Source organism: Paracoccus sp. PAMC 22219, assembly GCF_000787695.1.
Taxonomy (GTDB): domain Bacteria; phylum Pseudomonadota; class Alphaproteobacteria; order Rhodobacterales; family Rhodobacteraceae; genus Paracoccus.
This window is the reverse complement of record NZ_BBPH01000203.1, coordinates 1-8,056: the sequence shown is the minus strand read 5'-3', so window position 1 is coordinate 8,056 and position 8,056 is coordinate 1. Positions and strand designations below refer to the sequence as shown.

Sequence of the window (8,056 nt, the reverse complement as noted above, 5' to 3'; positions counted from 1 at the left end):
TGTTCTGCGCCATCAGCTTGGAGTTCTCCTGCTCCAGCTGGACGGCGGCCTCGCGCCAGGCGGACATGCGCTGCAATTCGCGGCGCAGTTCCTGGTTCTGTTCATAGATGCGGGCATAGCTTTGAAAGCCCGCGACCATCTGGGTGACCTTGGTCACCGGCGACACGGCCCATTCGAACCGCGGCACGATGCGGTCGATCATGGCCGTGCGCATCATCTCGGCCCGCGGGCTGTCGATGCGCCAGAACAGGAACACCGCCAGCAGCGCAAGCGCCAGCACCGCGATCAGGACGCGGCGCACGGGGGTGGCGAAATCGGTGCTTTTCTGCGCCATTCAGGCGCTCCCTGCCTGCGCGATCAGCTGTCGTAGTCGATGACGTGACGCAGCTGCTTTTCGAACTCCAGCGCCTTGCCGGTGCCAAGGGCCACACAGCTCATCGGCTGGTCGGCCAGGCTGATCGACAGGCCGGTCTGCTCGCGCAGCGCCAGGTCCAGCTCGCCCAGCATGGCGCCACCGCCGGTCAGCATCACGCCGCGGTCGACGATGTCGGCGGCCAGATCCGGGGGCGTCGCTTCCAGCGCGACCATCACGGCCTCGCAGATGGCCTGGACGGGCTCGGACAGCGCTTCGGCGATCATCGCCTGGCTGATCTCGATTTCCTTGGGGATGCCGTTCAGCAGATCGCGGCCGCGGATCATCAGCGTGGCGCCACGCCCGTCGTCGGGCATGCGGGCGGTGCCGATGCTGGTCTTGATGCGTTCTGCGGTCGATTCGCCGATCAGCATGTTCTGGTTGCGGCGCAGATAGTTGATGATCGCCTCGTCCATGCGGTCGCCGCCGATGCGGACGGACCGGGCATAGACGACGTCGCCCAGGGACAGGACCGCGACCTCGGTGGTGCCGCCGCCGATGTCGACGACCATGCTGCCGGTGGGTTCGGTGATGGGCATGCCGGCGCCGATGGCCGCGGCGATGGGTTCCGCGATCAGGCCGGCCTTGCGGGCGCTGCGGACAGGACCGACTGGCGGATCGCGCGCTTTTCAACCGGTGTCGCGCCGTGCGGAACGCAGACGATGATCTTGGGCTTGGAGAAGGTCGTGCGCTTGAACACCTTCTTGATGAAGTGCTTGATCATCTGCTCGGCGCTGTCGAAATCGGCGATGACGCCTCGCGCATCGGGCGGATGGCCTCGATGGAGCCGGGCGTGCGGCCCAGCATCAGTTTCGCGTCCTCTCCGACGGCCAGGACGACGCGCTTGCCGTCCTTGACGTGATAGGCCACGACCGAGGGCTCGTTCAGGATGATGCCCTTGCCCTTGACATAGATCAGCGTGTTCGCCGTCCCCAGGTCGATTGCGATGTCGGTCGAAAACAAACCGCCGAATGCCATGCCCGTATCCTTTTCCCGCCGGTTGGCCCGGCCTGCCCTGTTTTGATGGTTCGTGATCGCCCTGACGGACGTGGCCCCGTATAGAGCCGTGCGCCGCACCGGAAAAGCCCCGATGCGCGCATTGCGCCGACAGCGGCATTTCTCCTGCGGGTGGTGCCGGGGGGACACGATGCCCCCCGCGGGCCTTAGTGCGAATACATGCTGATCTGCTTGGCGTCCGTGTCGCGCCCGGTCATCGCGCGGCGCATGATCAGCCGGTTCAGCGCGCCGACATAGGCCTTGACCGAGGCCAGGATCGTGTCCGTGTCGGCTGCCTGACCGGTGACGATGCGGCCCTCCTCCTCCATGCGGACGCTGACGGTGGCCTGCGCGTCGGTGCCCTCGGTCACGGCATGAACCTGGTACAGCTGCAGCCGCGCCGCGTGCGGAAAGATTTCCCGAACCGCGTTGAAGCACGCGTCGACCGGCCCATCGCCGGTGGTTTCGGCGCGCTTTTCGACGCCGTCCACGATCATGGTCAACTCTGCCGACTGCCCGTCGCTGCCACAGACGACCCGCAGGTGCTTGACCTGCAGGTGATCCTCGGCGGTGTTGGCGGCGGCGTCCAGGACCAGCGCGATGATGTCGTCGTCATAGACCTCCTTCTTGCGGTCGGCCAAGGCCTTGAACCGCACGAAGATGTCCTTGAGCTGGTTGTCGCCCACCTCGTAGCCCAGATCGGCCAGCTTGGCGCGCAGGGCCGCGCGGCCCGAATGCTTGCCCATGGCGATGTTGTTCTCGGTCAGGCCGATATCGGCGGGGCGCATGATCTCGAACGTCTCGACGTTCTTCAGCACGCCGTCCTGGTGGATGCCGCTTTCATGCAGAAAGGCGTTCTTGCCGACGATGGCCTTGTTGAACTGCACCGGAAAGCCCGACACGGCCGCCACGCGGCGGGAAATCCCCATGATCTTGGTCGTGTCGATGCCCGTCCGGTACGGCATGATGTCGTTCCTGACCCGCATCGCCATCACGACCTCCTCCAGCGCGGTGTTGCCGGCGCGTTCGCCCAGACCGTTGATCGTGCATTCGATCTGGCGGGCTCCGGCCTCGACCGCGGCCAGGGCGTTGGCGGTCGCCATGCCCAGGTCGTTGTGGCAATGCGTGGCAAAGATGATGTCATCCGCGCCCGGTACCCGTTCCAGCAGCATGCGGATCAGCGCGGCGCTTTCGCGCGGCGCGGTATAGCCGACCGTGTCGGGAATGTTGATCGTCGTGGCACCCGCCTTGATGGCGATTTCCACCACGCGGCACAGATAGTCGTGTTCGGTCCGCGTGGCGTCCATGGGCGACCATTGCACATTGTCGCACAGGTTGCGGGCATGGGTCACGGTCTGGTGGATGCGGTCCGCCATCTGGTCCATGTCCAGGTTCGGGATCGCCCGGTGCAGCGGCGAGGTGCCGATGAAGGTGTGGATGCGCGGCTGGCGGGCATGCTTCACGGCTTCCCAGCAGCGGTCGATGTCGGGGATCTGCGCGCGGGCCAGGCCGCAGATGACGCTGGTTTTCGCCAGACGCGCGATCTCGGACACGGCGGCGAAATCGCCTTCCGAGGCGATGGGAAATCCGGCCTCGATCACGTCGACGCCCATCTCGTCCAGCATGGCGGCGATTTCCAGCTTTTCGGCATGGGACATGGTGGCGCCGGGGGACTGTTCGCCGTCGCGCAGCGTGGTGTCAAAGATCACGACGCGGTTCTGTTCGGTCATTGGCTTGGTCTTTCTTACGTGGTCCTGTGGGGTTGCCCGGGCGCTGACCTGTCTGAGCGGCGGCCCGGAAGACCCGCTCAGCGCAGCGTAAGAAGCAGCAGACCGCGAAGCTGCACGGCCAGACGCGCGCCGTGGGGCGCGGTGCGGGCGGTGGCGATGTGGCGCATCCGGGTCATGGCAGTGAATATGCCCCCCCGCGCGCATCTTGAAAACCCCTGATCGACAGCGCCCGTCCGCAAGGCAATTCCGGCCTTTGTCATTGTAGCGACACATTTATGTCTGGCCCCGCCCGGCAAGCCTGCCTATCCTTTCATCACGACAACGAAAAACGACACCCAACAGATGAGGGCAACGAATGTCACGCAAGATCGTCGTCGGTTTCGACGGCAGCGATGCCTCGATCCGCGCCTTGGACTTTGCCATCTCCCGCGCGCAGGCGCAGGGCGACAACATCCTGATCGCGCATGTGCTGGAATGGTCGCCCTACAGCTTCCTGACGCCAAGCGAGGTCGAGGAACGACACCGCCGCCGCAAGGAGGAGCTGCAGCGCGCCGAGGCCGCCATCCTGACCCCCATGGTCAAGCGGGTCGAGGACGCGGGCATCCCCTGCGCCACCACGCTGCGATACGGCCATATCGCCGAAACGCTGTGCCGCATCGCCAAGGATGAAGGCGCGGCGATGATCTTCATCGGGCGGATGGGCGATTCGGGCTTTGCGTCGCGCATCTTCGGATCGGTCGCGGCGACGCTGGCGCAGGTCGCGCCGGTGCCCGTGGTCATCGTGCCGTGACCGGCCAAGCAACAGGGACAACGACAATGAAAACACGCATCACAGCCGCGGCCCTTGCGGCGCTGGCCGCGGGGCCCGCCGCGGCACAGGGCATCGACGAAACCGTCAACCAGGTCTTTGCCAATTCCACGGGCTGGTTCGTCAGCCTGATCTTTTCCAACTTTCCAGGCACCACATTCCCATGGATCGTCGGCTGGCTGGTCGTCGCGGCAAGCGTCTTCACGCTGTACTTCGGCTTCATTCAGCTGCGCGCCTTCGGCCATGCCATCGCGCTTGTGCGGGGCGACTATTCCGACCCCAACGACGCCGGAGAGGTCAGCCACTTCCAGGCCCTGACCACCGCCCTGTCGGGCACGGTGGGCCTGGGCAACATCGCGGGCGTCGCGGTGGCGGTCAGCATCGGCGGACCGGGCGCCACGTTCTGGATGATCCTGGCGGGTCTTCTGGGGATGGCCGCCAAGTTCACCGAATGCACGCTTGGCGTCAAATACCGCAACGAATACGCTGACGGCACCGTGTCGGGCGGCCCGATGTACTACATGGTCAAGGGCTTTGCCGAACGCGGCCTGCCGGGCGGGCGCATCCTGGCCGTGATGTTCGCGATCTTCTGCATCTTGGGCAGCTTTGGCGGCGGGAACATGTTCCAGGCCAACCAGGCGCATGCGCAGCTGATCAACGTGATGGGCGACTATCCCGGCTGGATCACCGGCGTGGTGATGGCGATCATCGTGTTCCTGGTCATCGTCGGCGGCCTGAAATCCATCGCCAGCGTGACCGAAAAGATCGTGCCCTTCATGGCGGCGCTGTATGTCGGCACCGCGCTGATCATCATCGGCATGAACTATGACATGATCGGTCAGGCCTTCCAGCAGATCTTCGCGGGTGCCTTCACCAACGACGGCGTCGTGGGCGGGGCCATCGGCGCACTGATCCAAGGCTTCCGTCGGGCAGCCTTCTCGAACGAGGCCGGCATCGGGTCCGCCGCCATCGCCCACAGCGCGGTGCGCACCAAGGAGCCTGTGACCGAAGGCTTCGTGTCGCTGCTGGAACCGTTCATCGACACCGTGGTGATCTGCACCATGACCGCGCTGGTGATCATCATCACCGGCCAGCTGATCTCCGACCCCACCACCGGCATGTTCGTCCTGAACGAGGCGGGCGACCAGATCCGCACCGTGACCGGCAACACCGGCGTGGCGCTGACATCGGACGCCTTCAGCAGCGCGTTCGGCTGGTTCCGCTATATCCTGGTGGTCGCGGTGGTGATGTTCGCCTTCTCGACCATGATCTCGTGGAGCTATTACGGCCTCAAGGCCTGGACCTTCCTGTTCGGAGAGGGCCAGACCAAGGAGCTGATCTTCAAGATCATCTTCTGCCTGTTCGTGGTCATCGGCGCCTCGGCCAGCCTGGGCCCGGTCATCGACTTCTCGGATGCGATGATCTTTGCGATGGCGATCCCCAACATCATCGCGCTGTACCTGCTGATGCCCGTCGTCAAGGCAGAAATGAACCGCTATCTGGGTCGCCTGAAATCCGGCGACATCCGCAAGTACGAATAGCGCCTGTCACAACGACGCGACGGGGGGCGGGGAACCGCCCCCCTTTTCATTCGCGGTGGTCCACGCGGCCGATCTGTGCCAAACGGCGCCCGGTCCGCGCAGGAGAACCCCGATGCCAAAGCCCCCCTTCGTCCACCCCGGAATGCGTGTCCCCTTCGCGCTGCTGGTGACCTGCTTTGCGGCCTGGGGGATCGCGGCGAACATGACCGACCCGCTGGTCCAGGTCTTCTCGCGCATCTTCTCGATGTCGACGCTGCAGGCGTCCTTTGTCCAGTTCGCCTATTACGGGGCCTATTTCCTGCTGGCCCTGCCCGCGGCCTTCATCAACCGACGCTTCTCCTACAAAACCGGCATCCTGACCGGCCTGGGTTGTGCTGTCGCGGGGGCCTTCCTGTTCTATCCCGCGGCGCAGGCCATGACCTTCGGCTATTTCCTGGCGGCGCTGTTCCTGCTGGCGGGCGGGCTGTCGATCCTGGAGACCTCGGCCAACCCCTTCGTCATCGCGATGGGCCCCGAAGGCAACGCCACCCGCCGCCTGAACCTGGCACAGGCCTTCAACCCGGTGGGCACGAACATCGGCGTCTTTCTGGCCGCGACGCTGATCCTGCCGCGGCTGAACCCGGCCACCGACGCCGAACGCGCCGCCATGCCCGCCACCGCGCTGGAGGAGATCCAGCGCGCCGAACTGTCCGCGGTGATGACGCCCTATGTCGGGCTGGCCTTTGTGCTGTTGGTCATCTGGGTTGCCATCGCGTTCCTGCGCATCCCCACCGACCGCGAATCCATCGCCCCCGATGCCGCCCGCGTGCAGTTCGCGCCGACGCTGCGGCGGCTGCTGTCGAACCGGCATTACGTGTTCGGGGTGGTGGCCCAGTTCTTCAACGTGGCCGCCCAGACCTGTGTGTGGACCTTCACCATCCAATACGTGATCGCCGCCATCGGCGGGACCGAGGCGCAGGCCGGATGGTACCTGCAGGCCAGCCTGATCGTGTTCCTGATCGCGCGGTTCGTCATGGTCGGCGTGATGGGCGTGATCCGGCCCGCGGCGCTGTTGACGGTGATGGCCGTGGCGGGAACGGGCCTGTGCCTGTTCGCGGCCACGGGGCCGGGGCTGGCGGGTGTCTGGGCGGTGGTGGGCGTGTCGGCCTGTCTGTCGCTGATGTTTCCCACCATCTATGGCATCGCCCTGCATGGCCTCGGCGACGACACCAAGTTCGGCGCCGCGGGGCTGGTGATGGCGATCCTGGGCGGTGCGACCGTGCCGCTGATCCATGGCGCGGTCATGGATTCCCACGGGGCGGCGCTGTCCTATGTGGTGCCGGGGCTGTGCTTCCTGGTCGTCGCGGCCTATGGGCTGTTCGATCTGCGATCGTCCCGCCATGCCGATGCTGCAACGCAGCATTGACCATTCAGGCGGTTGCCCGCCGAGCTGATAGCGCCAACATAGGGGGCAGGATCTGCGAAAGGACCGCCCCCATGCTTGCCTATTACGGACTGTATCTTGACGACGCCGGTCGGGCGATGGCGCGCCGGGCGCCGCGGCCCACCGCCGGCCTGTTCCTGCTGCCCCATCAGATCGGCGCGCTGAATGCCGCGCGACCGTCCTGGTCCCTGCGGGCGCTGCTGCGGCGGCTGACGGGACGGCTGCGCGCGGCCTAACGGCGGCGGCGGCGCACCGGGATCATCTGCTGCGCGGCACCCGCCACCAGCAACCACCCCGAGGTCAGGACCAGACCCCAGTTCGCCCAGCTTTCCGGATGGAAGTCGACCACCGCAGCCCAGCCCGCAAACAGCACCCATGCCAGCGCCACGGGCAGCGAGATCGCCTGCCAGCGCTTGGTGCGGACGGGGTGGATGAACTTGATGTTGGTGAACATCGCCGCACTCAGCGCCGTGACGATCACCAGGATGATGGTCCAGTGCGGCTCGACTGCGAACAGGACCAGGATGACCATGTTCCAGCAGCCGGGAAAGCCCGCAAAGGAATTGTCCCGCGTCTTCATCCGCGTGTCCGCGAAATAGACCACGCTGGTGAACACGATCACGATGATCGCGAACCAGCCCGTCCAGCCCGACAGCAGTCCCGACTGGAACAGCGCAAAGGCCGGGATGAACACATAGGTCAGATAGTCGATGATCAGGTCCATCAGCACGCCGTCATAGGCGGGCCAGTTCTTCTTGACGTCGTACCGACGCGCCAGCGGACCATCGATGCCGTCGACGACAAAGGCCACCACCAGCCACAGGAACATCAGCGCCCAGTCCGCCTGCACCGCGGCCAGCATGGCCAGCATGGCAAGGACCGCCCCGGTGGCGGTCAAAAGATGGACGGAAAGGGCTTTGTGACGCATCTGCATGCGGTTTAATCGCAGGTTGAAACCCCCAGTGCAACCGCACTTGCCCGTTCAGCGCAGGATCGGGGGGCCTTTCGGACGCGGTGCCGGTTCCTCGGGCTCGGGGGGCGTCAGGTCGAACAGCAGCGATCCCGCGGGGGGCGGCGCGTCGGAAAAGCTGATGTCGACGCCGCCGGGTTGGGCGGGCAGAAAGGCCAGCGCCTCGGCCAGCGCCT

6 protein-coding genes and 2 pseudogenes are annotated in these 8,056 nt (G+C 65.7%); 4 read left to right on the top strand and 4 right to left on the bottom strand.

Annotated elements, in window-relative coordinates; all coding sequences use genetic code 11:
- The 3 genes and pseudogenes from TY51_RS18420 to TY51_RS18410 form a co-directional block, all read right to left on the bottom strand.
- Positions 1–334: pseudogene (locus TY51_RS18420) on the bottom strand (rod shape-determining protein MreC); the annotation flags it as partial.
- Between the two features lie 23 nt (positions 335–357).
- Positions 358–1,390 (bottom strand): annotated as a pseudogene (locus TY51_RS18415) (rod shape-determining protein).
- Positions 1,391–1,575: 185 nt separating this feature from the next.
- On the bottom strand, positions 1,576–3,138 hold the full coding sequence (locus TY51_RS18410; RefSeq protein ID WP_042252481.1) for a 2-isopropylmalate synthase: 1,563 nt from the start codon (positions 3,136–3,138) through the stop codon (positions 1,576–1,578).
- Positions 3,139–3,493: 355 nt separating this feature from the next.
- On the opposite strand from TY51_RS18410, the gene TY51_RS18405 reads away from it, so the two are divergent.
- The 4 genes from TY51_RS18405 (at position 3,494) to TY51_RS18390 (ending at position 7,146) form a co-directional block, all read left to right on the top strand.
- Positions 3,494–3,928 (top strand): universal stress protein, encoded by a 435-nt coding sequence (locus tag TY51_RS18405; RefSeq protein ID WP_042252478.1) that lies wholly within the window; start codon positions 3,494–3,496, stop codon positions 3,926–3,928.
- Positions 3,929–3,954: 26 nt separating this feature from the next.
- Positions 3,955–5,487 carry a sodium:alanine symporter family protein gene (locus tag TY51_RS18400; protein WP_042252475.1) on the top strand — a complete coding sequence of 511 codons (1,533 nt, stop codon included), beginning with the start codon at positions 3,955–3,957 and terminating at the stop codon, positions 5,485–5,487.
- Positions 5,488–5,599: 112 nt separating this feature from the next.
- Positions 5,600–6,892 (top strand): L-fucose:H+ symporter permease, encoded by a 1,293-nt coding sequence (fucP, locus tag TY51_RS18395; protein ID WP_042252473.1) that lies wholly within the window; start codon positions 5,600–5,602, stop codon positions 6,890–6,892.
- A gap of 71 nt (positions 6,893–6,963) precedes the next feature.
- The gene (locus TY51_RS18390) at positions 6,964–7,146 is read left to right on the top strand and encodes a hypothetical protein (protein WP_042252470.1); all 183 of its coding nucleotides are present in this window, start codon (positions 6,964–6,966) and stop codon (positions 7,144–7,146) included.
- Here the strand turns inward: TY51_RS18390 and TY51_RS18385 are convergent.
- Positions 7,143–7,844, bottom strand: coding sequence for a phosphatidylcholine/phosphatidylserine synthase (locus TY51_RS18385; protein ID WP_042252467.1), 702 nt, complete (start codon positions 7,842–7,844; stop codon positions 7,143–7,145). The genes TY51_RS18390 and TY51_RS18385 overlap by 4 nt on opposite strands.
- Between the last annotated feature and the right edge of the window lie 212 nt (positions 7,845–8,056).

Excerpts from the sequence above, each read along its gene's own strand:
- TY51_RS18410 (WP_042252481.1), bottom strand. The coding sequence starts at position 3,138 with ATGACCGAACAGAACCGCGTCGTGATCTTTGACACCACGCTGCGCGAC.
- TY51_RS18405 (WP_042252478.1), top strand. The coding sequence starts at position 3,494 with ATGTCACGCAAGATCGTCGTCGGTTTCGACGGCAGCGATGCCTCGATC.
- TY51_RS18400 (WP_042252475.1), top strand. The coding sequence starts at position 3,955 with ATGAAAACACGCATCACAGCCGCGGCCCTTGCGGCGCTGGCCGCGGGG.
- fucP (WP_042252473.1), top strand. The coding sequence starts at position 5,600 with ATGCCAAAGCCCCCCTTCGTCCACCCCGGAATGCGTGTCCCCTTCGCG.
- TY51_RS18390 (WP_042252470.1), top strand. The coding sequence starts at position 6,964 with ATGCTTGCCTATTACGGACTGTATCTTGACGACGCCGGTCGGGCGATG.
- TY51_RS18385 (WP_042252467.1), bottom strand. The coding sequence starts at position 7,844 with ATGCAGATGCGTCACAAAGCCCTTTCCGTCCATCTTTTGACCGCCACC.